This is a genomic window from Cellulosimicrobium funkei, from assembly GCF_900155925.1.
In the GTDB taxonomy this organism is placed as follows: domain Bacteria; phylum Actinomycetota; class Actinomycetes; order Actinomycetales; family Cellulomonadaceae; genus Cellulosimicrobium; species Cellulosimicrobium funkei.
Genome location: NZ_FTMI01000004.1, coordinates 418011 through 444170, shown reverse-complemented (window position 1 = coordinate 444170; position 26160 = coordinate 418011). Strand labels below are relative to the sequence as shown.

At 73.9% G+C, this 26160-nt stretch carries 26 protein-coding genes; 5 read left to right on the top strand and 21 right to left on the bottom strand.

What is annotated here, in order from left to right; translation table 11 throughout:
* Position 1: 1 nt before the first annotated feature.
* Positions 2-1846 carry a phospho-sugar mutase gene (locus BXA05_RS13000; protein WP_083711869.1) on the top strand — a complete coding sequence of 615 codons (1845 nt, stop codon included), beginning with the start codon at positions 2-4 and terminating at the stop codon, positions 1844-1846.
* A gap of 102 nt (positions 1847-1948) precedes the next feature.
* Here BXA05_RS13000 and deoC read toward each other — a convergent pair whose 3' ends face one another.
* The 14 genes from deoC to BXA05_RS12930 all read right to left on the bottom strand — a co-directional run bounded on the left by deoC (position 1949) and on the right by BXA05_RS12930 (position 15827).
* On the bottom strand, positions 1949-2674 hold the full coding sequence (gene deoC / locus BXA05_RS12995) for a deoxyribose-phosphate aldolase (protein ID WP_061267656.1): 726 nt from the start codon (positions 2672-2674) through the stop codon (positions 1949-1951).
* Positions 2671-3801 carry an adenosine deaminase gene (locus BXA05_RS12990; RefSeq protein ID WP_043651295.1) on the bottom strand — a complete coding sequence of 377 codons (1131 nt, stop codon included), beginning with the start codon at positions 3799-3801 and terminating at the stop codon, positions 2671-2673. Before BXA05_RS12990 ends, deoC begins: the two co-directional genes overlap by 4 nt.
* 63 nt (positions 3802-3864) lie before the next feature.
* A complete protein-coding gene (locus tag BXA05_RS12985; protein ID WP_009863298.1) occupies positions 3865-4104 on the bottom strand; it encodes a hypothetical protein in 240 nt (79 codons plus the stop codon).
* Positions 4105-4132: 28 nt separating this feature from the next.
* A complete protein-coding gene (locus tag BXA05_RS12980) occupies positions 4133-5092 on the bottom strand; it encodes a hypothetical protein (RefSeq protein ID WP_076405252.1) in 960 nt (319 codons plus the stop codon).
* Entirely contained in the window at positions 5089-5433 is a 345-nt protein-coding gene (locus BXA05_RS19755) for a DUF202 domain-containing protein (protein ID WP_137280227.1), read from the bottom strand. Before BXA05_RS19755 ends, BXA05_RS12980 begins: the two co-directional genes overlap by 4 nt.
* A 2-nt stretch (positions 5434-5435) precedes the next feature.
* Positions 5436-5843 carry a YidH family protein gene (locus BXA05_RS12970; protein ID WP_061267652.1) on the bottom strand — a complete coding sequence of 136 codons (408 nt, stop codon included), beginning with the start codon at positions 5841-5843 and terminating at the stop codon, positions 5436-5438.
* Positions 5844-5845: 2 nt separating this feature from the next.
* Positions 5846-7180, bottom strand: coding sequence for a thymidine phosphorylase (locus BXA05_RS12965; protein ID WP_061267697.1), 1335 nt, complete (start codon positions 7178-7180; stop codon positions 5846-5848).
* A 29-nt stretch (positions 7181-7209) separates the two neighbouring features.
* On the bottom strand, positions 7210-7674 hold the full coding sequence (locus BXA05_RS12960; protein WP_076405248.1) for a cytidine deaminase: 465 nt from the start codon (positions 7672-7674) through the stop codon (positions 7210-7212).
* A gap of 7 nt (positions 7675-7681) precedes the next feature.
* A complete protein-coding gene (locus BXA05_RS12955) occupies positions 7682-8977 on the bottom strand; it encodes an ABC transporter permease (protein WP_061267651.1) in 1296 nt (431 codons plus the stop codon).
* Entirely contained in the window at positions 8974-10290 is a 1317-nt protein-coding gene (locus BXA05_RS12950; RefSeq protein WP_076405246.1) for an ABC transporter permease, read from the bottom strand. Before BXA05_RS12950 ends, BXA05_RS12955 begins: the two co-directional genes overlap by 4 nt.
* On the bottom strand, positions 10287-11909 hold the full coding sequence (locus BXA05_RS12945; RefSeq protein ID WP_061267649.1) for an ABC transporter ATP-binding protein: 1623 nt from the start codon (positions 11907-11909) through the stop codon (positions 10287-10289). The genes BXA05_RS12950 and BXA05_RS12945 overlap by 4 nt, the downstream gene beginning before the upstream one ends.
* Before the next feature lie 204 nt (positions 11910-12113).
* Entirely contained in the window at positions 12114-13226 is a 1113-nt protein-coding gene (locus BXA05_RS12940; RefSeq protein WP_076405243.1) for a BMP family lipoprotein, read from the bottom strand.
* Between the two features lie 226 nt (positions 13227-13452).
* The gene (locus BXA05_RS12935; RefSeq protein WP_076405241.1) at positions 13453-14682 is read right to left on the bottom strand and encodes an amidohydrolase; all 1230 of its coding nucleotides are present in this window, start codon (positions 14680-14682) and stop codon (positions 13453-13455) included.
* A complete protein-coding gene (locus tag BXA05_RS12930) occupies positions 14679-15827 on the bottom strand; it encodes a mannose-1-phosphate guanylyltransferase (RefSeq protein WP_076405399.1) in 1149 nt (382 codons plus the stop codon). The genes BXA05_RS12935 and BXA05_RS12930 overlap by 4 nt, the downstream gene beginning before the upstream one ends.
* 234 nt (positions 15828-16061) lie before the next feature.
* Here BXA05_RS12930 and sdhC point away from each other — a divergent pair, with 234 nt between their 5' ends.
* The 4 genes from sdhC (at position 16062) to BXA05_RS12910 (ending at position 19574) form a co-directional block, all read left to right on the top strand.
* Entirely contained in the window at positions 16062-16445 is a 384-nt protein-coding gene (gene sdhC / locus BXA05_RS12925) for a succinate dehydrogenase, cytochrome b556 subunit (RefSeq protein WP_021481379.1), read from the top strand.
* Positions 16445-16903 carry a succinate dehydrogenase hydrophobic membrane anchor subunit gene (locus tag BXA05_RS12920; protein WP_021481378.1) on the top strand — a complete coding sequence of 153 codons (459 nt, stop codon included), beginning with the start codon at positions 16445-16447 and terminating at the stop codon, positions 16901-16903. Before sdhC ends, BXA05_RS12920 begins: the two co-directional genes overlap by 1 nt.
* Positions 16904-16974: 71 nt before the next feature.
* Positions 16975-18807, top strand: coding sequence for a succinate dehydrogenase flavoprotein subunit (gene sdhA, locus BXA05_RS12915; RefSeq protein WP_076405240.1), 1833 nt, complete (start codon positions 16975-16977; stop codon positions 18805-18807).
* Positions 18807-19574, top strand: coding sequence for a succinate dehydrogenase iron-sulfur subunit (locus BXA05_RS12910; RefSeq protein ID WP_021481376.1), 768 nt, complete (start codon positions 18807-18809; stop codon positions 19572-19574). Before sdhA ends, BXA05_RS12910 begins: the two co-directional genes overlap by 1 nt.
* 216 nt (positions 19575-19790) lie before the next feature.
* Here BXA05_RS12910 and BXA05_RS12905 read toward each other — a convergent pair whose 3' ends face one another.
* The 7 genes from BXA05_RS12905 to sigE all read right to left on the bottom strand — a co-directional run bounded on the left by BXA05_RS12905 (position 19791) and on the right by sigE (position 26083).
* Positions 19791-20966: a YihY/virulence factor BrkB family protein gene (locus BXA05_RS12905; protein ID WP_076405238.1), complete on the bottom strand. Its 1176-nt coding sequence runs from the start codon at positions 20964-20966 to the stop codon at positions 19791-19793.
* A gap of 10 nt (positions 20967-20976) precedes the next feature.
* A complete protein-coding gene (locus tag BXA05_RS12900; protein WP_061267643.1) occupies positions 20977-21540 on the bottom strand; it encodes a 2'-5' RNA ligase family protein in 564 nt (187 codons plus the stop codon).
* Positions 21537-22628: a tryptophan--tRNA ligase gene (trpS, locus tag BXA05_RS12895; RefSeq protein ID WP_076405236.1), complete on the bottom strand. Its 1092-nt coding sequence runs from the start codon at positions 22626-22628 to the stop codon at positions 21537-21539. Before trpS ends, BXA05_RS12900 begins: the two co-directional genes overlap by 4 nt.
* A 67-nt stretch (positions 22629-22695) precedes the next feature.
* Complete coding sequence (locus tag BXA05_RS12890; RefSeq protein WP_034651176.1) at positions 22696-23037, bottom strand: twin-arginine translocase TatA/TatE family subunit; 342 nt, start codon at positions 23035-23037, stop codon at positions 22696-22698.
* Between the two features lie 9 nt (positions 23038-23046).
* The gene (locus tag BXA05_RS12885; RefSeq protein ID WP_076405235.1) at positions 23047-24504 is read right to left on the bottom strand and encodes a S1C family serine protease; all 1458 of its coding nucleotides are present in this window, start codon (positions 24502-24504) and stop codon (positions 23047-23049) included.
* The gene (locus tag BXA05_RS12880) at positions 24501-25469 is read right to left on the bottom strand and encodes a zf-HC2 domain-containing protein (protein ID WP_076405233.1); all 969 of its coding nucleotides are present in this window, start codon (positions 25467-25469) and stop codon (positions 24501-24503) included. The genes BXA05_RS12885 and BXA05_RS12880 overlap by 4 nt, the downstream gene beginning before the upstream one ends.
* Entirely contained in the window at positions 25466-26083 is a 618-nt protein-coding gene (gene sigE, locus BXA05_RS12875) for an RNA polymerase sigma factor SigE (protein ID WP_061267693.1), read from the bottom strand. The genes BXA05_RS12880 and sigE overlap by 4 nt, the downstream gene beginning before the upstream one ends.
* Positions 26084-26160 lie beyond the last annotated feature (77 nt).

Below are 26160 nucleotides of genomic sequence, written 5' to 3'. Positions count from 1 at the left end.
CATGACGGACCGCACTGCGGGGCACCGGGCCGACCCGGCCGACGACCCGACCTTCGACCCGGGGACCGACCACGCGGCGTTCCTCGCGCGCGTCACGGCGTGGATCGACGACGACGTCGACGCGAGCGACCAGGACGAGCTGCGCCGTCTGCTCGAGCTCGTCGACTCCCCCGACCCGCGCAAGCACGACGTGCGCGTGCGGGCGCTCGCCGACCTGCAGGACCGGTTCTCCGGCCCGCTCGAGTTCGGCACGGCGGGCCTGCGCGGGCGCATGGAGGCGGGGCCGCACCGCATGAACCGCGCGGTCGTGATCCGCGCGGCCGCGGGCCTGGGCGCCTACCTGCTCGACACCCTCGGCCCGGCGGGCGCGGGCGGCGCGGCGCGCCCGCGCGTCGTCGTCGGGTTCGACGCGCGGCACCGCTCCCGCACGTTCGCGGTGGACAGCGCGGCCGTGCTCACCGCGGCGGGCCTCGACGTGCTCGTCCTGCCGTCGGCCCTGCCGACGCCCGTCCTCGCCTTCGCGGTGCGCCACCTCGGCGCCGACGCGGGTGTCATGGTGACCGCGAGCCACAACCCGCCTGCCGACAACGGGTACAAGGTCTACCTCGGCGGCCGCGTCGTCACCGACTCGGGCCAGGGCGCCCAGATCGTCCCGCCCTACGACGCGCACATCGCCGCCGCGATCGCGGCCGTCGGGCCGGCGCGGTCCGTCCCGCGCGCGTCGTCCGGGTGGACCGTGCTGGACCGCGAGGTCGTCGTCGCCTACGAGCGGTCGGTCCTGGCGCTGTCCGACGGCGCACGGCGCGAGCTCAAGGTCGTCACCACGGCGCTGCACGGCGTGGGCGGCGAGACGGTCGCGCACGTCCTGCGCGACGCGGGCTTCACGACGGTCGTGCCGGTCGAGGAGCAGCTCGACCCGAACCCCGACTTCCCGTCCGTCGCGTTCCCCAACCCGGAAGAGCCGGGCGCGATGGACCTCTCGCTCGCCGTCGCGCAGGACGCGGCGGCCGACGTCGTGCTCGCCAACGACCCCGACGCCGACCGGTGCGCCGTCGCGGTGCTCGACCCGCGCGTCGGGACCTACCAGGGCGCGGAGACGGCCCGGTCGAACGGCTGGCGCATGCTGCACGGCGACGAGGTCGGCGCGCTCCTGGGCGACGACGTCGCGCGCCGCGTCGCCGCGTCCGGCGCCCCGGGGGGCGTGCTGGCCTGCTCGATCGTGTCGTCGCGCCTGCTGGGGAAGATCGCGGCCGCGCACGGGCTCGGCTTCGCGACGACGCTCACCGGGTTCAAGTGGATCTCGCGCGTCGACGGCCTCGTGTTCGGCTACGAGGAGGCGCTCGGCTACTGCGTCGACCCGGCCCACGTCCGGGACAAGGACGGCATCAGCGCGGCGCTGCTCGTCGCGCAGCTCGCGAACCGCCTCAAGGCCGAGGGGCGCTCGATCGTCGACGCGCTCGACGACCTGGCGCGCGCCCACGGCCTGCACGTGAGCGACCAGCTCTCCGCCCGGTTCGAGGACCTCGACCGCATCGGCGAGACGATGGCCCACCTGCGGGCCGCTCCCCCGCGCACCCTCGCGGGGGCCGGCGTCTCCGACGTCACCGACCTCTCCGCGGGCCTGGACGGGCTCCCGCCGACGGACGGCGTGCGGATCCTCACCGCGGACGGCACGCGCGTCATCGTGCGCCCGAGCGGCACGGAGCCGAAGGTCAAGTGCTACCTCGAGGTCGTGGTCCCGGTCGCCCCGGACGCCTCGCACGACGACCTCACCGCGGCCCGGGCCTTCGCCCGCGACCGCCTCGACCGCGTCAAGGCCGACATGACGCGCGCGCTCGGTCTCTGAGCCACCACGAGCCGGGGTCCCCGGTCGCCGGAACGTTCCGGTGACCGGGGACCCCGGCTCGTCAGGCCTCCGCGACGACGATCACCGCCGCCGTCACGACGCTCAGTAGCCCGCGTCCCCGCCGGCGGGGGCGTCCGCGCCGCCGAACCCCGCGAGGACGGCGGCGGTGCCGGACAGCCCGAGGCGCGTGGCGCCGTGCTCGATCATCGCGAGGGCGTCGGCGAGCGTGCGGACGCCGCCGGACGCCTTGACGCCCAGGCGACCGCCGACGGTCTCGGCCATGATCGAGACGGCGTGCGTCGACGCACCGCCCGCGGGGTGGAACCCGGTCGAGGTCTTGACGAAGTCCGCGCCCGCCGCCTCGGACGCGCGGCACGCCTCGACGATCTCGTGGTCCGTGAGCGCGGCGGACTCGATGATGACCTTGAGGACCCTGTCCGCAGGGACGGCGGCGCGGACGGCCGCGACGTCGTCGCGCACCGCGTCCCAGGCGCCGGCCTTGGCCGCGCCGACGTCGATGACCATGTCGACCTCGTCGGCGCCGTCGCGGACGGACCGGGCGGCCTCGAACGCCTTGACGTCGCTGTGGTGCTTGCCCGACGGGAAGCCGCACACCGTCGCGACGAGCAGCCCGCGCTCGCGCGTGGTCGCCGGGTCCAGGGGCAGCATCGACGGGGAGACGCACACGGAGTAGACGCCCAGGCGGACGCCCTCCTCGACGAGCGCCGCGACGTCCGCGGGGGTGGCCTCGGGCTTGAGCAGCGTGTGGTCGACGAAGCGGGCCAGGCCCGCCGCGTCCAGGGGCTGCGTGCCGGTCGCGTCGCTCACAGCTGCGCTCCTTCGATCTGCTGGTAGCCGGGGAGGATCACGTCGTCGACGAGCGCACGACGCTCGTCGTGGTGCACGAACGCGCTCCACGCGGCGGTCATCGTGACGTCCGCGAGGTCGTCGATGGTCCAGCCGGCGTGCTCGACGAGGAGCGCCATCTCCTGGGTCATCGTCGTGCGCGACATGAGCCGGTTGTCGGTGTTGAGCGTGACCGCGAAGTCGAGCTCCTTGAGGCGGGTGATCGGGTGGTCGGCGATCGACGTCGCCGCCCCGGTCTGCACGTTCGACGACGGGCACAGCTCGAGCGGGATCTGGTGGTCGCGCACCCAGTGCGCGAGGAGGCCGAGCGCGGCCGTCCCGGGCTCGCCCTCGGCGCTGTGCGGGAACTCCGGGTCGAACGCGATGTCCTCGACGATGCGCACGCCGTGGCCGATGCGGCTCGCCTGGCCGAGGTGCACGGCCTCGGCGATCGACTGCGGGCCCGCCGCCTCCCCCGCGTGGATCGTCACGGGGAAGTTCTGCTCGGCCAGGTAGCGCCAGATCTCGACGTGGCGCGAGGGCGGGAAGCCGTCCTCGGCGCCCGCGATGTCGAACCCGACGACGCCGTTCCCGCGGTTCGCGACGGCGAGCTCCGCGATCTCCGACCAGCGGTCGGCGTGCCGCATCGCGGTGACGAGCTGCCCGACGCGGATGGTCCGCCCCTCGGCGGCCGCCTCGGCGACGCCCTGCTCGATGCCGGACTGCACGGCGTCGACCGTCTCCTGGAGGGTGAGGCCACGCTGGAGGTGCTGCTCGGGCGCCCAGCGCTGCTCGGCGTACACGACGCCGTCGCGCGCGAGGTCGAGCACCGCCTCGCGCGCCACGCGGGCGAGGGCGTCGCGCGTCTGCATGACGGCGATCGTGTGGTCGAACGTCTCGAGGTAGCGCACGAGCGACCCGGAGTCCGCGGACTCCGCGAACCAGGCGCCGAGCGCCTCGGCGTCGTCCGCGGGGAGCTGGTGCCCCACGTCGGCGGCGAGCTCGAGGATCGTGGCGGGGCGGAGCCCGCCGTCAAGATGGTCGTGCAGCACGACCTTGGGCAGCGCGCGGATGACGTCGACCGTCAGCGGGGCGTTCTCGGTGGTCATGCGCTCACGGTACCGGCCGGTACGCCCCGCCTCGCGCCGAGCGCACCGGCCGGGTGCGGACGGTCAGGCGTAGTCGTCGTCGCTGCCGGGCACGGCGGACGCCTGCTCGACGACGTCGGCCTCGGCGGCCTCGCCCTCCAGGTCGGGGCGCGGGGTCCGCGGCTGGTACTCGTCGACCTCGTGCACGGGGTCCTCGACCCCGGGGTCGTCGTCCTCGACCTCTTCCACCAGGCTGACGGCGTCCTCGCCCTGCTCGTCCAGTCCGGCGTCCCGCCATGCGTCGTTCCCGGGCACGGTGCTCATCGCGACTCCTCCTCGACGATCGGCGTGCTCACCACGGTCGTGGCGGCTGCGCCCATCCTGCCGCCGGGCGCGCCCCCTCGCCAGCGCGGCCGTCGGGCAGGAGCGCCCAGCACACGTGCGGCCAGCCCCCGAGCGCGCGGCGCACGGCGGGCACCCGGGCACCGTCGAGGAGCGCGCCCGCCGCGACGGTGCGGAGCGTGCCCGACGACGGCTCGTAGACCCGGCACCATCCCGCCCCGGCGTCGGCGTCGGTGAGGAGCACGACGTGGCGCGGGACGGCGGTCGCGAGCCCGAGCGCGAGGTCTCCCCCGGTGAAGAGCGGCACGGGCACGCCGCGCGCCGCCGCCGCGAGCGCGGCGCCCACGACACGCTCCGCGCCCGGCCCCGCGACGACCCGGTCCACGAACCGCACGTCCGCGTGGCGTGCGGTCCGGGCGGCGCCCCAGGGCGGCGTCCCGAGCGCCGCGGGCCACGGCAGCGGCCCGAGCGCGCGCCGGTTCGTGCGGCGCTTGAGCGCCTGCTGGAGCGTCCTGAACCGCTCGACGCCGCCCCGGACGCGAGCGTCCGCCGGGTCGTGCCGCGCGGCGTCCCCCGGGCGCAGCCCGGTGGCGAGCCACAGGGCGAGCACCGGGTCGCCCGCCGCGGCGAGGAGGCCCAGCACGGCCGAGCCGCACGTCGTGCCGTCGGTCTGGCGCGCGGGCCCGCCCGCGATCTCCAGCGTCCGGACCGCGAGCCCCTCGTCGGGCCGGTCGAGCCGGCGCAACGGGTCGACGACGGCACGCCGGTCCGCGGGCCGCAGCCCGTCGAGGGTCGTCGCGAGCGCGCGCACGCGGGGCTCGGGGTGCCCTGCGCGGCGCGCGAGGTCGAGCACGTGGGGGGTCGCGGCGTCGGGCGCGTAGGCGCCGGGCGGCGGGGACGGCGGCAGGGTGCGTGCCGGGAGGAGGCGCGCGACGTCGGTCGCCCGCAGCGCCCCCGGCCCGCGCCTCACGCGGCACCGCCGAGGACCCGGCCGAACGCCCAGGCCGCGCCCACGAGGGCGAGCACGACGACGAGGCCGCCGACGCGCACGAGGAACGACCACGAGTGGAGCCGCCCGTCGCGCGGGAGCCCGCCGGTCGGCGGGCGCAGCACCGCGGGGACGAGCGCGAGCACCGCCACCGCGACCGCCGCGCACACCGTGACCACGGAGCCGGAGCGCAGCCCGGCGGCGGCGAGCACGAGCGCCCCCACCACGACCCCGAGCACCGTGCGCTGCCACGCGAGCGCCGTGCGCTCGGGCTGCAGCCCCTCGTCCCGCGGCGGCACGGCGCCGGGCTCCCCCGACGGCACGCTCACCCTCCGGTCGCCGCCCCGACGGCGTAGCCCGCGAGCAGCAGGGCCAGCACGACGACGCCGACGACGAGCACCGGCAGGCCGCTCGGCGCCGGGAGGCGCCACCGCAGCCGCAGGGCCCGCTCGTTACGGCGCCACGACACGAGCGCGTAGCCCGCGAACCCGGCGCCGGCGAGGCACGCGACGCCCGCGACGACGTCGAGCAGGCCCGCCATGCCCGCGAACGTCGCGAACGACGTCAGCGCGACGCCGCCCGCGACCAGGCCCAGCCCGGTGCGCACCCACGCGAGCGCGGTGCGCTCGTTGGCGAGGCTGAACCGCGCGTCGGGCTCGGTCCCCACGCCGTAGACCGACCTCGGCCGGCGCGTGTCGGCCGGCTCGGGCGGGCCCTGCTCGTCGGCCGACACGCTCAGTCGACGCGGTCCAGGACGACCGAGCCGCGCTCGACCACGGTGCCGGGCTCCGCGACGGACCACGCGCCGTCGAGGGCCTGCACCGCGCGCTCGAAGCGCTCCGGGGTGTCGGTGTGCAGGGTCATGAGGTGCTGGCCCTTGCGGACGGTGTCCCCGGGCTTGGCGAACAGCTCGACGCCCGCGCCCGCCTGCACCGGGTCCTCCTTGCGGGCCCGGCCTGCCCCGAGGCGCCACGCGGCGACCCCGACGGCGTACGCGTCGAGCCGTTCGAGCACCCCGTCGCGGTCGGCCACGACGTGCTCGCGCTCGCGCGCGACGGGCAGCGGGGCGCGCGAGTCGCCGCCCTGCTCCGCGATCATCTCGCGCCACTTGTCGAGCGCGCGCCCGCCCAGGAGGGCGTGGCGCACGTCGTCCTCGTCCTGCGGGCGGCCCGCCCCGGCGAGCATCTCGAGCGCGAGCGCGACCGTGAGGTCGACGACGTCCTGCGGCCCCTCGCCCTTCATCACCTCGACGGACTCGCGCACCTCGAGCGCGTTGCCCGCGGTGAGGCCGAGCGGGGTCGACATGTCGGTGAGCAGCGCGACCGTGCGCACGCCGGCGTCGGTCCCGAGGTCGACCATCGTGCGCGCGAGCTCGCGCGCCGAGCCGAGCTCCTTCATGAAGGCGCCCGAGCCGACCTTGACGTCGAGCACGAGCGCGCCCGTGCCCTCCGCGATCTTCTTGCTCATGATCGAGCTCGCGATGAGCGGGATCGACTCGACCGTGCCCGTGACGTCGCGCAACGCGTACAGGAGGCGGTCCGCGGGCGCCAGGCCCGAGCCCGCCTGGCAGATCACGGCGCCGACGTGCTCGAGCGCGTTCATCATCTGTGCGTTGGTCAGCGCCGCGCGCCAGCCGGGGATCGCCTCGAGCTTGTCGAGCGTGCCGCCCGTGTGGCCCAGGCCGCGGCCGGAGAGCTGCGGCACCGCGACGCCGTAGACCGCGACGAGCGGCGCGAGGGGCAGCGTGATCTTGTCGCCGACTCCCCCGGTCGAGTGCTTGTCCGCCGTCGGGCGCGAGAGCCCCGAGAAGTCCATGCGCTCGCCCGACGCGATCATCGCCTGCGTCCAGCGGCCGATCTCGGCGCGGTCCATGCCGTTGAGGTAGATCGCCATCGCGAGGGCGGCCATCTGCTCCTCGGCCACCACGCCGCGCGTGTAGGCGTCGATCACCCAGTCGATCTGCTCGGGCGCGAGCCGCGCCCCGTCGCGCTTGGTCCGGATGACGTCGACCGCGTCGAACGCCTCCGGCGCCGGCCCCTCGGTGCCGCGGTCCTCGCCGTCGTCCTCGATGCCGTCCTGCGTGGCCACGTCGTCGCTGGTCACGAGCGCTCCTCCAGATCCTCGGGCCCGAAGGCGTCGGGCAGCACGTCCCTCATCGTCTTGATACCACGCACCGTCTCGACCAGCAGGTCGGGCCCCCCGTGCTCCCACAGGAGCTGGCGGCACCGGCCGCACGGCATGAGCGGCGCGCCGTGCTTGTCGACGCACGCGAACGCGACGAGGCGGCCGCCGCCCGAGCCGACGAGCGAGCTCACGAGCGAGCACTCCGCGCACAGCGTCACGCCGTACGCGGCGTTCTCCACGTTGCAGCCGACGACGACGCGGCCGTCGTCCACGAGCGCGGCCGCGCCCACGGGGAAGCCCGAGTACGGCGCGTAGGCGCGGGTCATGATGTCGCGCGCCGCGGTGCGCAGCGCGTCCCAGTCGACGGCCGGCCCGGCGGCGGACCCGTCCGGGTCCGTCCCCCCGCCCGGCCGGGTACCGCCGTCGTGCACGTCCGTCATGCCGTCCTCACTTGACGTAGGGGATGCCCTCGGCGGCCGGCGGGCGCACGCGCCCGACGAGGCCGGCGACGGCGAAGATCGTCACGACGTACGGCGTCATGAGCATGATCTGGCTCGGGATCGGCGTCCCGACGATGCCGAGCACCGTCTGGAGGTTGTCCGAGAACCCGAACAGGAGCGCCGCGACGAGCGCGCCGACGGGGTTCCAGCGCCCGAGGATCATCGCGGCGAGCGCGATGAAGCCCTTGCCGCCCGTCATCTCCTTGCCGAAGGCGAGCCCCGCGGCGACGGTGAAGAACGCGCCGCCGAGGCCGGCGACCGCGCCGCCGAGGATCGTGTTGCGCACGCGCGTCGCGTTGACCTTGATGCCGACGGTGTCGGCCGCCTTCGGGTGCTCGCCGACCGCGCGCAGGCGCAGGCCCCAGCGGCTGCGGAACAGGAAGACCTGCAGCAGGATCACGACCACGTACATGAGGTACACGAGGAGGGTCTGGCGGAACAGCACCGGCCCGACGACCGGGATCTGCGACAGCACCGGGATCTCGATGACGGGCAGCGGGTTGCGCGAGTTCCACGTCGCCGGGTCCGCGCTGAGGACCGTCGAGTAGAGGTAGCTCGTCACGCCGACGACCAGCACGTTGAGCACGACGCCGACGATGATCTGGTTCACCCAGTACTTCACCGAGAAGATCACGAGCAGCACGCCCACGAGCGCGCCCGCGATCGGCGCGGCGATGAGGCCGGCGTACGCCGACGACGTGAGCGAGGCGACGACCGCGGCGAGGAAGGCCCCCGCGAGGAGCTGGCCCTCGATCGCGATGTTGATGATGCCGACGCGCTCGCACAGCACGCCGGACAGCGCGCCGAACACGAGCGGGACCGCGAGGAAGAGCGAGCCCTGGAGCAGGCCCGTCAGCGGGATCGCCGACTTCCCGGCCCCGGCCCAGGAGAGGAACGCGAAGACGATCGCGACGCCGTACACGATCGGCAGCCACACGCCGACCTTGCGCCGGTCGCGCGCGGCCCAGAACGACAGGCCGGCGAGGAGCAGCGCAAGGATCGACAGGAACAGCGCCGCCCCCGTGGAGCTCACCGTGATCGGCTCGATCTGGAAGAAGTCCTTCGCCGTCGAGAGGCGGAACGTCGTCTGCTGGCCGCCCGCGGGGAGCAGCGCGAAGACGACGAGGGCCAGCAGCCCGATGACCCCGTACGCCACCGGGGCCTTCCAGCTGATGGGCGGCAGGGGCTTGGCCGCGCGCTCCGGCGCGGCGGCCGGTGCCGGGGTGGTGGTCGCGGTGCTCATGCTCCGGCCTCCTGGGTGGTCGTCGTGGTCGGGACGGCCTTCGCGCGGCGGCGGGCTGCCTGCCGTTCGGCGCGCGTCGGGCCGCCCGGGGTCGGGAGGCGGAAGATCGCCCGCACGAGCGGCGGCGCGGCGATGAAGAGCACGATGAGCGACTGCACGACGAGGACGATGTCGATCGGCGTCCCCGTGCGGGCCTGCATGACGAACCCGCCCGCGCGCAGTGCGCCGAACAGCAGGCCGGCGAGCACCGTCCCGAGCGGACGGGACCGCCCGAGCAGCGCCACCGTGATCGCGTCGAACCCGAAGCTCGCCGCGACGCCGGCCGTGAGGACGTGCTCCGTGCCGAGGACCTGCGCGCTGCCCGCGAGGCCCGCGAGCGCGCCCGCGATGGCCATGACCCACACCGTCGTCCACGGGACCGACATGCCTGCCGTCCGGGCCGCGTGCGGGTTCTCGCCGACGGCGCGGAAGCGGAAGCCGAGCGTCGAGCGCTCCATGAGCCACCACACGCCGACCGCGACGAGCAGCGCGAGGACGAACCCCGCGTGGAGGCGGAAGCCCTCGCCCAGCAGCAGCGGGAACTGCGCGTTCCCCGGGATGCGCGGGCTGATCGGGTTGGAGCTGCCCGGCGCCTGGAACGGCTTCGTCGTGAGCAGGTACGCGACGAGGTAGATCGCGATGTTGTTGAGCATGATCGTGACGATCACCTCGTGGGCGCCCGTGCGGGCCTTGAGCACGCCCGCGATGCTCGCCCACAGAGCCCCGCCGAGCGCGGCGCCCAGCACGGCGAGCAGGAGGTGCAGCCCCGGCGGGAGCGCGAACGTCCAGCCGACGAACCCGGCGAAGATGCCGCCGAGGATGATCTGGCCCTGCGCACCGATGTTGAACAGGCCCGCGCGGAAGCCGATGCCGAGCCCGAGGCCCGCGAGGATGAGCGGCGTCGCGACCGTCATCGTCTCGGTGAGGGGGCGCAGCGCCCGCGAGACGTCGGGCGCGTCGACGTTGAGGACCGCGCCCTGGAAGAGCGCGGCGTACGCGCCGAACACCGCGTCCCAGACGGCCTGGAAGAAGTCCGAGGGGCGCGCGAAGAAGTAGGACGCCGCCTCCTGGACCGCGGGGTCGGCGGCCGCGATGAGGACGCCGCCCAGGATCAGCGCGGCGACGATCGCGAGCAGCGAGACGAGCCAGCTGCTCTCGAGCATCTCGCGCAGGACGCCCTGCCCGGCCGGCGCCTCCGGCTTCTGGGGGTCGCTCGGCGGTGCCGCCGTCGGCGGGAGCGCCGACGCGTCGTCGGGCGTGGCCTGCTGGGTCACTGGATCTCCTCCTCGCGGGCGGCGGCCGCGTCCTGCGCGGCGCCCGACGGCGCGTCCTCGGCGACGGCGTCCGCCTCGCCGAGGGTCGTGTGGTGCTCGGCGGCCTGCACGACAGCCTCCTCGAGCGGGACCCCGGCCATCATGAGGCCGAGGACGTCGCGGTCGGTGTCGCCGGGCACGACCCCGACGACGCGGCCGCGGTACATGACGGCGATCCGGTCGGCGAGGGCGAGCACCTCGTCGAGCTCCGTCGACACGATGATCACGGGGGTGCCGTTGTCGCGCTCCTGCACGATGCGCCGGTGCACGAACTCGATCGAGCCGACGTCGAGGCCGCGCGTCGGCTGCGACGCGATGAACAGGCGCAGCGGGCGCGACATCTCGCGCGCGAGGACGACCTTCTGCTGGTTGCCGCCGGAGAGCGTGCCCGCCGGGGTCTCGACCGACTGGGTGCGCACGTCGAACTCGCCGATGCGCTGCTCCGCGTTCGCGCGGATCGTGCCGCGCGCGAGCGCGCCGCCGCGCGAGTAGGGCGCGGACGTCACGAGGTCGAGCACGAGGTTCTCCTCGACGGAGAACGTCCCGATGATCCCGTCGGTGCTGCGGTCCTCGGGCACGTAGCCCACGCCCGCCTCGAGCACCTGGGACACGCTGCGCCCCACGAGCTCCTTGCCGTCGAGCAGGATCGAGCCCGCGACCGGCTTGCGCAGCCCGACGATCGTCTCCGTGAGCTCGGTCTGGCCGTTGCCCTGGACCCCCGCGACGACGAGGATCTCGCCGCGCGCGACCTCCAGGCTCACGCGGTCGACGACGGCCGTGCCGGCGTCGTCCATGACCGTGAGCTCGTCGACGTGGAACGTGGTGTCACCGTCCTCCGCGGGCGCCTTGTCGACCCCGAGGGAGACGGACCGGCCGACCATGAGGGACGCGAGCTCGGTCTCGCTCGCGCTCGGGTCGGCGGTGCCGACGACCTTGCCGCGACGGATGACCGTGATGCGGTCGGCGACGGCGCGCACCTCGCGCAGCTTGTGCGTGATGAAGACGATCGACGTCCCCGCCGCCTTGAGCTCGCGCATGATCGCGATGAGCTCGTCCGTCTCCTGCGGCGTGAGGACCGCGGTCGGCTCGTCGAGGATGAGGACGCGCGCGTCGCGCGACAGGGCCTTGATGATCTCGACGCGCTGCTGCACGCCGACGGGGATGTCCTCGACCATCGCGTCCGGGTTCACCTCGAACCCGAACCGGTCCGAGATCTCCTGGACGAGGCGGCGCGCGCGCCGCGCGTCGATGAGACCCGCGCCCTTCACGGGCTCGTGCCCCAGCGCGACGTTCTCGGCGACCGTGAACACCGGGACCAGCATGAAGTGCTGGTGCACCATGCCGATGCCCGCGGCCATCGCGTCGCCCGGGCCGGCGAACTGCACGGGCACGTCGTCGACGAGGATCTGCCCGTCGTCCGGGTCGTACAGCCCGTACAGCACGTTCATGAGCGTGCTCTTGCCCGCCCCGTTCTCCCCGAGCAGGGCATGGATCTCGCCGGGCTCGATGACCAGGTCGATGTGGTCGTTGGCGACCAGGGACCCGAAGACCTTCGTGATCCCTCGCAGCTCCAGCTTCACCGGTCTGCCTCTCCTCGTGCTTCGCAGTCGTACCGCGGTGTCGACCTCGATCCCGTCGAGGTACTCCATCGAACCGCACCCGCGGGAGCGCGGCGCGTCGTCGCGGCCCCGACGACACCGTCGTCGTCATGACGGTGGCCCGGGCGCTGGGCCCGGGCCACCGGTGCCGGTCGCCCGTGGGCGGCCGGCGGGTTCAGCGTCGCGTCACGGCGCGTTCGGCGACTCGACGACGAGGTCGCCCGCGATGATCTGCTCCTGGTACTGGGCGAGCTGGTCCTGCAGCTCGGCCGGGACCGCGTCCTCGAAGTCGTGGAACGGCGCCAGGCCGACGCCCTCGTTCTCGAGCGTGCCGACGTACGGCTCGCTCGTGAAGTTGCCGTCCGCCGACTCGCTCACGGTGTCGAAGACCGCCGGGCCGATCTGCTTCATCACGGACGTGAGGATGATGCTCCCGTAGTCCGTCGTGAGGAAGCCGTCCGAGTCGACCCAGATGATCTTCGCGCCGCCGCTCTCGGCCGCCGCGGCGGCACCGAGGCCCACCGGGCCGGCCACGGGCATGATGATGTCCGCGCCCTGGTCGATGAAGCCCTGCGTGACGTTCTGGCCGTTCGCCTGGTTGTCGAAGTCGCCGGTGAACGTGCCGGTCTGCGCTTCCTTGTCCCAGCCGAGGACCTTGACGTCGGTGCCGTTGTCCTCGTTGTACTTCGCGACGCCGTCGGCGTAGCCGTCCATGAAGATGGCGACCGACGGGATCTGGATGCCGCCGAACGTGGCGACCGTGCCCGTCTCCGTCATGCCCGCCGCGAGGTAGCCGGCGAGGAACGCCGCCTCCGCGGTGTTGAAGAGGATCGGCTTCGCGTTGTCGATCTCGACCGGCTCCGGCGGGTCGTCCGCCGTGGCGCCCGGGTTGCTGAACGCCGAGTCGATGAGGGCGAAGTGCACGTCCGTGTTGGCCTCGGCCGCCGACTGGATCGGGTCCTCGAGGAGGAAGCCGACGCCGATGATGAGGTTGCAGCCCTGCTGGACGAGGCTGTCGATGTTCGGGCCGTAGTCGGTGTCCGCCTGGGACTCGACCTCGTGCGTCGTGATGCCGAGCTCCGTCTTGGCCTTCTCGAGGCCCTCGTAGCCCGACTGGTTGAAGGACTGGTCGTCGAACCCGCCGGCGTCGGAGACCATGCACGCGGAGAAGTCGGAGTTGCCGCCCGCGGTGCTGTCGCCGCCGCCGGTGGTCTCGTCGTCCTCGGGCGCGGCGCCGCACGCGGCCAGCGCGAGCGCGGCGACCGCCGCGAGGGCGGTGACCTGAGTCGCTCTCTTCACCTGATAGCTCCTGTCGTTCTCGTAGCAGTGCCGCGCAGGGAAGGACCCCTGGGCCCTCCCGAGCACCGTTGCACGGGAGAACCGGTCCGTCGGCCTCTATAGGACCGAAGACTAATCAGCCCGAGGGGTCCAGCACGTTACTTGCCGGTAACGCGGGCGCTTCGTTATGCAAGCGTCACTTTGCGTCTGAGGCGTGACACACCCCTGTCCACGGGTCGGGACCGGTTCACCCGTCCTGGCCCGCGGCGACGCGCGCGAGGAGCCGCATGCCCAGGCCGATCGCGCGCTCGTCCACCTGGAGGTCGCCCTGGTGGATGTCGTAGCTGCGCCCGCCCGGCGTCCGTGTGCCGAGGCGGGCCATCGCCCCGGGCACCTTCGTCAGGTACCAGGCGAAGTCCTCGCCCCCGAGCGACTGCTCGGTGAGCACGACGCTGTCCGGGCCCAGGACGTCGCGCGCGGCAGCCTCGAGCAGGCCGGTGCAGCGCTCGTCGTTCTCGACGGGCGGGACGCCCCGCGTGTGGTGCACGGTCACCTCGACCTCGTACGGCGCGACGACCTGCTCCACCGCGTCGTGCAGCACCTGCCCCGCGAACTCCCACGCGCGCACGTCCAGGCAGCGCAGGGTGCCGCGGACCGTCCCGGTGCTCGGGATGGCGTTGTGCGCGGAGCCCGCGTGGACGGCGCCCCACGTGAGGTTCACGCCCGATCGCGGGTCCAGCCGACGGCCGAGCACCGCGGGGACCTGCGTGATGACCTGGCCCAGCGCGTACACCACGTCGCCGGTCAGGTGCGGTCGCGACGTGTGGCCGCCCGGGGAGGCGATCGTCACGGAGACCTCGTCGGACGCCGACGTGATCGGGCCGATCCGCGTGCCGATGCGACCCACGTCGACCTTCGGGTCGCAGTGCACGGCGTAGATCTCGTCGACCCCGTCCATCGCCCCGGCCGCGAGGACGTCGAGCGACCCGCCCGGCTGGACCTCCTCGGCGGGCTGGAGCACGAGCCGCACGCCGCGGCGCAGCTCGCCCTGCGCGTGCAGGTCCGCGAGCACGAGCCCGGCACCGAGCACGACGGCCGTGTGCACGTCGTGGCCGCACGCGTGCGCGACCCCCGGCACGGTCGACGCCCACGGGAGGCCGCAGCGGTCCTGCAGCGGCAGCGCGTCGATGTCCGCACGCAGGGCGACGCGGCCTTCCGGGACGGCCGCGCCGTCGGGCACGCCCGCGGCGGTCGTGCCCGGCTCCGGGCCGACGTCGCACACGAGCCCCGTGCCCGGCAGGAGCCGCGGCTCGAGTCCCGCCGCGCGCAGGCGGTCGGCGAGCAGCGCCGTGGTGCGCGTCTCGGCGCGCGAGACCTCGGGGTGGGCGTGGATGTCGCGGCGGATCGCCACGACCTCGTCCACGTGGCGCGCGACGGCGGCCCCGATGCGGGCGGCGAGGGTCACGTCGGCGCTCACAGGAGCTCGTCCATCCCGAGCTCGCGCACCGTGTCGACCATCGACTTCACCTGCTGCGCGCGCGCCCGCGTCGTGACGAGGAGCGCGTCGGGGGTGTCGACCACGACGACGTCGTCGAGACCGAGGACGGTCACGACGCGGTCACTCGCGGGCACGACGACCGAGCCCGCGCTCTCGCGGCGCACGACGCGCCCCGTGTCGCCGAGCACCTTGGAGCCGGCACCGTCGACGGACGGGAGGAGCGCGGCGAGGGAGTTGAAGTCGCCCACGTCGTCCCACCCGAACGTGCCGGGGACGACGGCGACGCCCCCGACCGCGGCGACCGGCTCGGCCACCGCGTGGTCGATCGCGATCCGCTCGAGCGCGGGCCACCGCTCCGCGAGCACGCGGTCGCGGTCGGGGCCGTCCCACGCGGCCGCGATCGCGCGCAGGCCGTCGTGCAGCTCGGGGCGCTGGTCCGCGAGGTGCCCGAGGAGCACGGACGAGCGCACGATGAACATGCCGGCGTTCCACCGGTACTCCCCGGACGCGAGGTAGCGCTGCGCGGTCGCGGCGTCCGGCTTCTCCGTGAAGCCGCGCACGTGCTGCGCGCTCGGTGCCCCCGCGACGCCGAGCGGGGCGCCGCTGTGCACGTACCCGAACGCCGTCGACGGCCGCGACGCCGCGATGCCGATCGTCACGACGTACCCGGCGCGCGCCGCCTCCACCGCCTCGCGCACCGAGGACTCGAAGGCGGCACGACCCGTGATCACCTGGTCCGCGGCGAACGACCCGACGACGACGTCGCCGTGCCGCTCCTCGAGCACCGCCGCAGCGAGCCCGATGGCCGCCATCGAGTCCCGGGGCGACGGCTCCGCGAGCACGTTCTCGGCCGGCAGGCCCGGGAGCTGCGTGCGCGCCGACGCGACGTGCCGGTCGCCCGTGACGAGCACGACGCCCTGCTCCCCCGCGAGCGGGACGAGCCGGTCGACCGTCGCCTGGAGCAGGGAACGCCCCGAGCCGGTGAGGTCGAGCAGGAACTTCGGGGAGCCCGCCCGCGAGAGCGGCCACAGCCGGGTGCCGGCGCCTCCCGCGGGGACGACGGCGAAGAAGCCGGGGATCGGCGACCCGGACGGGCCGGAGGAGTCGTGCGGCGAAGAGGCCATGAGGGCCAGCATAGTGAGGGCCGCAGTTCCCCCGCGGGCTGTGGGATCAGTCACAAACCCACGGCACGGGGCCGTTCCGCCGCACCCGGCGGTCCGCATCATGACGTCGATGTCACTATGGTGGAAGCCCTGAGACCGATGCCGACGACGGTCCCGGGGTCCGGACTGAGGGAGTTCCGGACCACGGCCGGAACGTGACATCTCCCCCTGATCTCGCCACAGGAGGCCCCCAAAGTGCCCAGTGCACCAGCCGGCACGCTCTACCGCGGCCGCGAAGGCATGTGGTCGTGGGTCGCGCACCGCGTGACCGGCGTGCTCATCTTCTTCTTCCTGCTCGTGCACGTGCTCGACACGGCGCTCGTGCGGGTCTCGCCCGAGGCGTACAACGCCGTCATCGGGACGTACCAGACGCCGATCATGGGTATCGGTGAGGCGGGCCTGGTCGCGGCCATCGTCTTCCACGCCTTCAACGGCATCCGCATCATCCTGGTCGACTTCTGGTCCAAGGGCCCGCGGTACCAGCGCACGATGCTCTGGGTCGTCGTCGGCCTGTTCGTCGTGACGATGGCCGGGTTCCTGCCGCGCCACCTGATGAACGTCTTCGGAGGGGGGCACTGATGGCCGCCGCACCCACGGTCGAGGTCGCGAGCCCGCGCGACCCGTACAAGCGCCGCAAGGCCACGCGCAGCAACTACGAGCTGTACAGCTGGATCTTCATGCGCGCCTCCGGCGTCGTGCTGATCGTCCTCATCTTCGGGCACCTGTTCGTCAACCTCATGGTCGGCGAGGGCGTGCACGCGATCGACTTCGGCTTCGTCGCCGGCAAGTGGGCCTCGCCGTTCTGGCAGATCTGGGACCTGCTCATGCTGTGGCTCGCCATGTTCCACGGCACCAACGGCGTCCGCACGATCATCAACGACTACGCCGAGCGTGACGGCACTCGCCTCGTCCTCAAGCTCGCGCTGTACCTCGCCTTCACGATCGTCACGGTCCTCGGCACCCTCGTGATCTTCACGTTCGAGCCCTGCCCCGCGAACGCCCCGGCCGAGCTGCTCGCGTCGTTCTGCACGGCCTGAGCACCGCACCACCGCACGCCCCCGTCTTCCTCTCGCTCCACCCGGCTCTCTCCCAGGAGGCATCGACCCCGATGCAAACCCATCAGTACGACGTCGTCATCGTCGGCGCAGGCGGCGCCGGGATGCGCGCGGCGCTGGAGTCGTCCGGCAAGGTCCGGACGGCCGTCATCTCCAAGCTCTACCCCACGCGCTCGCACACGGGCGCCGCGCAGGGCGGCATGTGCGCCGCGCTCGCGAACGTGGAGGAGGACAACTGGGAGTGGCACACGTTCGACACGGTCAAGGGCGGCGACTACCTCGTCGACCAGGACGCCGCGGAGATCATGGCCAAGGAGGCCATCGACGCCGTCCTCGACCTCGAGCGCATGGGCCTGCCGTTCAACCGCACGCCCGAGGGCCGCATCGACCAGCGCCGGTTCGGCGGGCACACCCGCAACCACGGCGAGGCCGCGGTGCGCCGCTCGTGCTACGCCGCGGACCGCACCGGTCACATGATCCTCCAGACGCTCTACCAGCAGTGCGTCAAGCAGGACGTCGAGTTCTTCAACGAGTTCTACGTCCTCGACCTCATCACCGACCACGACCTCTCCGCGGGCGAGATCCCCGACGACGAGACGGTCACCGCGACCGGCGTCGTCGCCTACGACCTCGCCTCGGGCGAGATCCACGTCTTCCAGGCGAAGGCGATCATCTTCGCCACCGGTGGCGCGGGCAAGATCTTCAAGACGACGTCCAACGCGCACACGCTCACGGGCGACGGCATGGCCCTGGCCTACCGCCGCGGCCTGCCGCTCGAGGACATGGAGTTCTTCCAGTTCCACCCGACCGGCCTCGCGGGCCTCGGCATCCTCCTGTCGGAGGCCGCCCGCGGCGAGGGCGGCATCCTGCGCAACGCGGACGGCGAGCGCTTCATGGAGCGCTACGCCCCCACCATCAAGGACCTCGCGCCGCGCGACATCGTCGCCCGGTCCATGGCGAACGAGGTCCGCGAGGGCCGCGGCGCCGGGCCGAACAAGGACTACGTCCTGCTCGACCTCACGCACCTCGAGCCCGCGCACATCGACGCCAAGCTCCCCGACATCACCGAGTTCGCCCGGACCTACCTCGGGATCGAGCCGTACACCGAGCCCGTGCCCGTGTACCCCACGGCGCACTACGCGATGGGCGGCATCCCGACGAACGTCGACGCCGAGGTGCTGCGCGACAGCCACAACGTCGTCAAGGGCCTCTACGCCGCCGGTGAGGTCGCGTGCGTCAGCGTGCACGGCTCCAACCGTCTCGGCACCAACTCGCTGCTCGACATCAACGTCTTCGGCAAGCGCGCCGGCCGCACGGCCGCCGCCTACGCCGCGACCGCGTCGTACAGCGAGCTCCCGGAGAACCCCGCCGCGGCCGTCGTCGCGCAGCTCGAGGAGATGCGCAACCGTCCCGACGGCGAGCGCGTCGCCGACGTCCGCAAGGCGCTCCAGGAGACGATGGACGCCAACGCCCAGGTGTTCCGCACGGGCGAGTCGCTCAACCAGGCCCTCGCGGACATCCGCGACCTGCAGAAGCGCTACAAGAACGTGTCGGTGCAGGACAAGGGCCGCCTGTTCAACACCGACCTCCTCGAGGCGATCGAGCTCGGGTTCCTCCTCGACATCGCCGAGGTCACCGTGGTCGCGGCGATCAACCGCAAGGAGTCCCGCGGCGGCCACTACCGCGAGGACTTCCCGGACCGCGACGACACCAACTACATGCTGCACACGATGGCCTACCGCCGTCCGACGTCCGCCAGCGACGTCGCCGACGGGCACGTCGCGGGCTACTTCGACCACGTCGAGCAGTTCGACGGCTACAAGGTCGCCCTGGGCTCCAAGCCCGTCACCCAGACCCGGTACGAGCCCATGGAGCGGAAGTACTGATGACTGCCACACTCGAGAGCCCGGCCACCGAGCCCAAGGCCGGGGAGATCCCCTCGTTCGAGGTCACGCTCCGCGTCCGCCGCTACTCCCCCGAGTCGGAGCACGGCGAGGAGGCGTACTGGGACGAGTTCACCGTCCAGGCGCACGGCACTGACCGCGTCCTCGACGCGCTGCACAAGATCAAGTGGGAGCACGACGGCTCCCTGACGTTCCGCCGCTCGTGCGCGCACGGCGTGTGCGGCTCGGACGCGATGCGCATCAACGGCCGCAACCGGCTCGCGTGCAAGACGCTCCTCAAGGACGTCAACCCCGACAAGCCGATCACGGTCGAGCCCATCAAGGGCCTGCCCGTGGTCAAGGACCTCGTCGTGGACATGGAACCGTTCTTCGCGTCGTACCGCGAGATCATGCCGTTCCTCATCACGTCCGGGAACGAGCCGAGCAAGGAGCGTCTCCAGTCCGCCGCGCAGCGCGAGCGCTTCGACGACACCACCAAGTGCATCCTGTGCGCCGCGTGCACGTCGTCCTGCCCGGTGTTCTGGACCGACGGCCAGTACTTCGGCCCCGCCGCCATCGTCAACGCGCACCGCTTCATCTTCGACAGCCGCGACGAGGGCGCCACGCAGCGCCTGGAGATCCTCAACGACAAGGAGGGCGTGTGGCGCTGCCGCACGACCTTCAACTGCACCGAGGCCTGCCCGCGCGGCATCGAGGTCACGAAGGCGATCCAGGAGGTCAAGCGCGCGATGATCACCCGCGCGTTCTGACGCTCCCCGCACCGCCACGAAGGGCGCCGACCGCACGGTCGGCGCCCTTCGTCGTGCCCCGGTGACGCCGCGCCCACGCGCCCCGCACCGCGACCAGCGGTCACGGCCGCGATCGGCAGTCCCGACCGAGATCGGCATCTGCGGCCGAGATCGGCAGCCGCACGTGCCGATCTCGGCAGCGCGTGCCGATCTCGACCTACCGCCCGAGCGCGACGGTCACGTCCCGCGCGGGCGGCGGGCCCGGCGGACACCTCGGACCACCGGGCTCCACGGGCGGTGCGACCCGTGACCGGCGCGGACGTGCTCCTCGGTCGACGGGACGACGGCGTCACGCGCGCCCTCGGCAGCGTCACGCCTGTCCTCGACGTGGTCGCGCGTGCTCTCGACGGCGTGACGGGGCGCCCGGAGGTGGCGGCCGTCGGTCGTCCGGTCGCCGTCGAGCACGGGCAGCTCGGGACGGCCGTCGCGCGCGTGCCGGGCGCCGTCGGGCACCGGGTCGGGCGGGCGCGGCGGGTTCGCCATCCACGCGCACACGGCCAGGAGGATGCGCGCGGTGAAGTTGACGAGGAGCAGCAGCGTCACGAGGACGGCGAACGACGCCAGGAGGGCGTTCCGCGTGGCGCTGCTCTCGACGAACGACGACCCGAGGTAGCGGAGCACGCCGAACCCGACGGCGGCGGTGAGCGAGCCGACGAGGAGGTCGCGGCGTCGGACCCGCACCCCGGCGAGGAGCCGCACGACGACGACCACGACGAGCGCGTCGAGCAGGACGCTCACGACGAGGCCCGCACCGGTGACGAGGACGGCGGGCCCGCCGGAGAGCCCGATCGCCTCGAGGATCTGGTTGCCGAGGGACGTGACGGCGATGCCGGCGACGGCGGAGACGAGGAGGAACAGCGCGAGCAGGAAGAACCCGAGGAGGGCGCGCGCCCGGGCGAGCACGGGGCTCTGGCCGACATCGCTCACGCCGAACATGGTCCGCACGGCGCCACGCAGGTGGTACATGAACGACACGACGGAGAAGAGCAGCACCACGCTCGCGACGACGCTCGTGACGCTGAGCCCGGAGTCCAGCAGGAGCTGGTCGGGCCGGATGGCGCCCGGCTGGCCGTCGAGGGCGATGAGCCCGGGGACGAGCTCGTTGATCTCCCCGAAGACGACGTCCATGAGCTCCTGGCGGCCGCCCAGGACCCGCATGAAGACGGTGTAGCCGATCGTCAGCGCGGCGAACAGCGAGAACAGCGCGGAGTACGCGATGCCGCCGCACAGGAGCGCGCCGCGCGCGTACAGGTAGCGGTAGGTCGCGCGGCCGGGCCGGCTGTCCTTCCAGCGCTCGACGAGCGCGTCCACCCGCGCGCGCGTGCGCGGGGCGGCGGGGCGGGGCGACGTCACGCCCCGAACGCTACGAGACGGTCGCTCCCGCGGCATCCGCGCCGAGGGGGAACACCTGCTCGGGGCGCCAGACGCCGTCGTCTCCGTGCTCGTAGAGCGAGAAGCCGGCGACGTCGAACTGCGCGTCGTAGGTCGCCATCTGGTCGAACGCCGCGTCGAGCGCGGCCTCGGGCACCTCGTGCGCGACGGTCACGTGCGGGTGGTAGTTGAACCGCAGGTCCTGGGCGAGCGGGCCGGTGCGGATCGCGCTCTCGAGGTGCTCGCACTCCGCGATGCCCTCGACCACCTGGACGAACACCACGGGCGAGACGGGCCGGAACGTCGCGCTCCCCCGCAGGTGGAGGCGGAACGGCGCCGCGGTCGACGCGACCTCAGCCAGGTGCGCGCGCGCCGTGTCGAGCGCGGTGCGGTCCAGGACCGTCGGGCCGAGGAGCGTCACGTGCGGCGGGATCGACCGCGCAAGCGGGTCGCCGAACCGTGCGCGCGCGTCCTGGAGCTGCGTCGCGAACGGCTCGGGCACCTCGATCGCGATGCCGATCCGCACCTGGTGGGGCTCGCGCTCCGGGAGGTTCACGCGGTCGTCCCGCCCACGGGCAGCAGGCCGACGCGGTCGTAGACGCGGGCGAGCGTGCCGGCCGCGATCTCGCGGGCCTTCTGCGCGCCGCGCGCGAGCACCGCGTCGAGCTCGGCCGGGTCCGCCAGGTAGGTGTTCGCGCGCTCCTGGAACGGCACGAGGAAGTCGACGACGACGTCCGCCAGGTCCACCTTGAGGCGCCCGTAGCCCTGGCCGTCGTACTCGGCGGCGATCGCCTCGACGTCCCGCCCCGTGAGCGCCGAGTAGATGGTCAGCAGGTTCGACACGCCGGGCTTGGCGACCGGGTCGTAGCGGATCTCCGTGCCGGAGTCGGTCGCAGCCGACCGGATCCGCTTGGCGGCGACCTTCGGGTCGTCGAGCAGCCAGATGACACCCTTGCCGTTGGACGAGGACTTGCTCATCTTCGCCGTCGGCTCCTGGAGGTCGTAGATCTTCGCGACCGACCGGACGATGTGGGCCTCCGGCACGACGGCGGTCCCGTCGCCGAAGCGGGCGTTGAGCCGCTCCGCGAGGTCGCGGGTGAGCTCGAGGTGCTGGCGCTGGTCCTCGCCGACCGGCACGAGCGCCGCGTCGTAGAGCAGGATGTCGGCCGCCATGAGCACGGGGTACGTGAACAGCCCGACGGTCGTGCCGTCGGCGCCCTGCTTCGCGGACTTGTCCTTGAACTGGGTCATGCGGCCCGCCTCGCCGAAGCCCGTCTGGCACGACAGCACCCACGACAGCTCGGCGTGCTGCGGCACGTGCGACTGGACGAACAGCGCCGAGCGGTCCGGGTCCACGCCGCCGGCGAGGTACTGGGCGGCCGTGCGGCGGGTGCGCTCGCGGAGCCGCTCCGGGTCCGGGTTGACCGTCAGCGCGTGGAGGTCGACGACGCAGTACAGGGCGTCGTACGCGTCCTGGAGGGAGACCCACTGGCGCAGCGCACCGATGTAGTTCCCGAGCTGCAGCGAGTCCTCGGTGGGCTGCATGCCCGAGAGGATCCGTGGCCGGGTGCCCGTCGGGCTCCCGGGCTCCTGCGTGGTCTCCGGGACCGGTGCCGGACCGATGTGCGTCGCCTCGATGGACATTGCCCCATTCTGACAGGTGCTCGGGCGCCGGAACGAATCGCCGTCGTACCGCGGTCGGACGACGGGGTCAGGTGGCCTCGTCGTCGAACGGGGCGGGCCCCGTCGGCGCGACGGGTGCGGCCGGGCGGGGCGGGGAGACGCGCTCGGGCAGGGGGTCGTCGTCCAGGAGGGCCTCGCGGACGATCCGGCGTGGGTCGTACTGGCGCGGGTCGAGCTTGGCCCAGTCGACGTCGGACAGCTCCTCGCCGAGCTCCGCGTCCACGCGCGACTTCGCGTCGCGCAGGTAGCCCCGCGCGGACCGCACGAACGCCCCGAGCTGCTCCGCGTAGCGCGGCAGGCGCTCGGGACCGATGACGACGACCGCCACGATGAGGAGCACGACGAACTCGGCTCCGTTGATCCCGAACACGCCGACAGACTACTCGCTCGTGGCCTCGTCGAGGACGACGCGCACGTCGCGCTCCTGGTCGCCGGTCCGCACGCGCAGGGTCACCGCGTCCCCCGGCGCCTTCGCCCGGATCGCGACGATGAGCTCGTCCGACTCGGTGACGGGCCGGCCGTCGATGGACAGGATCACGTCTCCCGGCCGGATCCCGGCGGCGTCCGCCGGGCCGTCGGGCGTCACCGCGGGCGTCCCGGACTGCGCGTCGGTCGAGACCTGCACGCCCTCGCCCTGGTAGCGCTGGTCGAGGAGCACGCCGATCACCGGGTATGTCGCGACGCCGTCGGCGATGAGCTGCTCGGCGGTCCGGCGGGCCTGGTTCGACGGGATGGCGAACCCGAGCCCGATGCTCCCGGTGGCCTCGCCGCTCCCCGGCGGCTGCGCGATGGCCGAGTTGATGCCGACCACCTGGCCCCGGCCGTCGACGAGCGGGCCGCCGGAGTTGCCGGGGTTGATCGCGGCGTCCGTCTGGATCGCGTTGATGAACGCCGTCTCCGCCGCGGCACCCGCCTGGACCGGGCGGTTGAGCGCGCTGATGATCCCCGTGGTCACGGTCCCGTTGAGCCCGAGCGGCGCGCCGATGGCCACCACCGGGTCCCCGACGACCACCTCGTCGGAGTCGCCGAGAGCGAGCGGCGTGAGGCCCGAGTCCTCGACCTTGACGACCGCGAGGTCGTAGTCGACCGTCCGCCCGACGAGCTCGGCCGGGCTCTCGTGCCCGTCGGAGAAGAGCACGACGATGTCGCCGCCGTCGGCGGCCGACGCGACGACGTGGTTGTTCGTGAGGATGAAGCCGTCCTCCCGCAGCACGAAGCCCGATCCGGTCGCGACGCCGTCGGCCCCGCGGACCTGGAGCGAGACGACGCTGGGCAGCACGGTCGCCGCGATGTCCGCCACCGAGCCGTCGGGGCGGTCCGCGCCGGGCTCGACGCTCGCGGGCGGCAGCGCCGAGACGGACGAGCCGGAGGGCTGCGGGTCGGCGAGGCGGTCGGCCGCGACGCCGCCGACGGCGCCCGCGACGAGCGCGAGCACCGCGACGCCCGCCACGGCGGCCGGGCGCGGGCCGCGTCGCGGGGCGGTGCCGACGGGTCCGCGGGGCACGCCCACGAGGGTCGGGTCGACGGACCCGCCCGGGCGCGTCGGCGCCTCGGGCTGGCCGAACGCGCTCAGCCGCTCCCAGGGGTCCGTGGGCCCCGCGCTCGAGGGTTCCGCGGGCGCGGGCACCGCGGGCGGGGGCGGGACCGGTCCCGGACCGTACGCGGGCGCGGCGTGGCCCGACGCAGCGCCCTCGGCGGGCCGTGGGGCCTCGGTGGGCCGTGGCGCCTCGGCGGACGGCGGGACGGGCACGCTGCGGTAGGCCGACGGCGGCGCGAACGGGTTCGGCGCGGCGTCGCGCGGACCGGGCTGCTCCGGTCCGGTCTGGGGGTCGGTCATGAGGTGCCGAGCGCTCCTGTCATGGTCGTCCAGCCCCGGGAGATGCGCGCCGGGACCCCGGCATCGTAGTCACGGGCCGGGAACGCCGCCACGAGGGCGGCGACCGTCTCCTGCTCGGTGTCGGCGACGACGTCGATCACCGTGTCGCCCGACTGCCACACGACGTGCCACGGGGCCTCGGACAGCACGTGCACGCGGCGCCCGTCGACGTCCCACGTCTCGCCGCCCGCGAGCGCCGACGTGTCCAGCAGGCCGGTCTGCTCGCGCACGACCGCCTCCCCGCCCGGCGCCTCGAGGTCGATCTCCAGCACGCCGCGCCGCGCGTCGTCGCGCACGTCGGCCACGCGGAATCCCTCGGGGAGCGGCGTCGGGCAGGTCCAGCCCTGCGCGGCGAGCGCCGCGAGGGCGGACGCGCCGCCGTCGGCGACCGTCCCCCCGCCCGACCCGCCGTCCGGGGCGTCGGTCCGCGCGCCGCCGACGACGAGCGCGCCCGTGGCCCGGGGTGCGGCCTGCGCGAGCACGGTGAGCGGGTCGCTGCGGTGCAGGTCCGGCGTGACGAGCGGGCTCTCCCCCAGCGCGAAGAGGCCCACCGCCGCGACGCCGACGCCCCCGACGACGAGGCCGACGACCCGCCGCCGGAGCGAGCCGCGGCGCACCTCGCCGCTCCACGCGCCGCGCGGGAGCGTCGCGGGAACGGCCCAGGGGTCGCTCGGCGCGGGCGCCGCGCGCAGCGGGTCGCCGTCCGTCGGCGGGATCTGGGCGGACAGCGCGAGCAGGCGCGCGGCGAGGTCCGGCGCCGGCTCCACCGGCCCGGCCGCGCTCAGCGCGCGCCGGGCCGCCCGGGCCGCGGAGAGCTCCGCCGCGCACCGCGGGCAGCAGGCCACGTGCTCCAGGGCGCGCTCCGCCTCCGCGGGCGACAGCTGCCCGTCGACGAGCGCGGAGAGCCGCGAGCCGAGATGGGTCACGCCGCCCCCCGGGCGCCCACGGCGGTCGGTGCGTCGTCCGACGCCGGACGCTCGGCGGGGTCGCGGTGCGGCAGGGCGGCGCGGAGCTGGGAGCGCGCGCGGTGGATCCGCGAGCGGACCGTGCCGAGCTTGATGCCGAGCGTGACGGCGATCTCCTCGTAGGAGAGGCCCTCGATGTCGCACAGCACGACGGCGGCCCGGTACTCGGGCGAGAGCGCGTCGAGCGCGCGCTGCACGTCGCGGTCGAGGTTCGCGTGCTCGAACCCGCGCTCCGGCTGGGCCTCGGCGCGCGCCGGGTAGTGCCCGTCGTCGTCGCCCATGGCCTCCATCCGGATGCGCTGCTTGCGCCGGACCTGGTCGAGGAAGAGGTTCGTCGTGATCCGGTGGAGCCAGCCCTCGAAGGTGCCCGGGGTGTAGCTCGACAGCGAGCGGAACACCCGGACGAACGTCTCCTGCGTGAGGTCCTCCGCGTCCTGACGGTTGCCGGTGAGGCGGTAGGCGAGCCGGTAGACCCGCGCCGAGTGCTCGCGCACGATCGAGTCCCACGACGGCGGCACCCACGTGCCCGCGTCCTGCTGGCCGTGCGTGCTGGTCCTCGGTCGTGCGTCGTCCACGTGGTCCATCGTCCCAGAAGAACGTCCCGCCCTCGGCGCGTGTTCCCCCGCTCGCGCGGGACGTGCGCGCGACGTCC

Bases quoted from the DNA above. Each gene is read 5' to 3' on its own strand.
- trpS (WP_076405236.1), bottom strand. From the start codon at position 22,628: ATGTCCATCGAGGCGACGCACATCGGTCCGGCACCGGTCCCGGAGACC.
- BXA05_RS12930 (WP_076405399.1), bottom strand. From the start codon at position 15,827: ATGGCCTCTTCGCCGCACGACTCCTCCGGCCCGTCCGGGTCGCCGATC.
- BXA05_RS12985 (WP_009863298.1), bottom strand. From the start codon at position 4,104: ATGAGCACCGTGCCCGGGAACGACGCATGGCGGGACGCCGGACTGGAC.
- BXA05_RS12910 (WP_021481376.1), top strand. From the start codon at position 18,807: ATGACTGCCACACTCGAGAGCCCGGCCACCGAGCCCAAGGCCGGGGAG.
- BXA05_RS13000 (WP_083711869.1), top strand. From the start codon at position 2: ATGACGGACCGCACTGCGGGGCACCGGGCCGACCCGGCCGACGACCCG.
- BXA05_RS12960 (WP_076405248.1), bottom strand. From the start codon at position 7,674: ATGACGGACGTGCACGACGGCGGTACCCGGCCGGGCGGGGGGACGGAC.
- BXA05_RS12990 (WP_043651295.1), bottom strand. From the start codon at position 3,801: ATGACCACCGAGAACGCCCCGCTGACGGTCGACGTCATCCGCGCGCTG.
- BXA05_RS12920 (WP_021481378.1), top strand. From the start codon at position 16,445: ATGGCCGCCGCACCCACGGTCGAGGTCGCGAGCCCGCGCGACCCGTAC.
- sdhA (WP_076405240.1), top strand. From the start codon at position 16,975: ATGCAAACCCATCAGTACGACGTCGTCATCGTCGGCGCAGGCGGCGCC.
- BXA05_RS12885 (WP_076405235.1), bottom strand. From the start codon at position 24,504: ATGACCGACCCCCAGACCGGACCGGAGCAGCCCGGTCCGCGCGACGCC.
- BXA05_RS12955 (WP_061267651.1), bottom strand. From the start codon at position 8,977: ATGAGCACCGCGACCACCACCCCGGCACCGGCCGCCGCGCCGGAGCGC.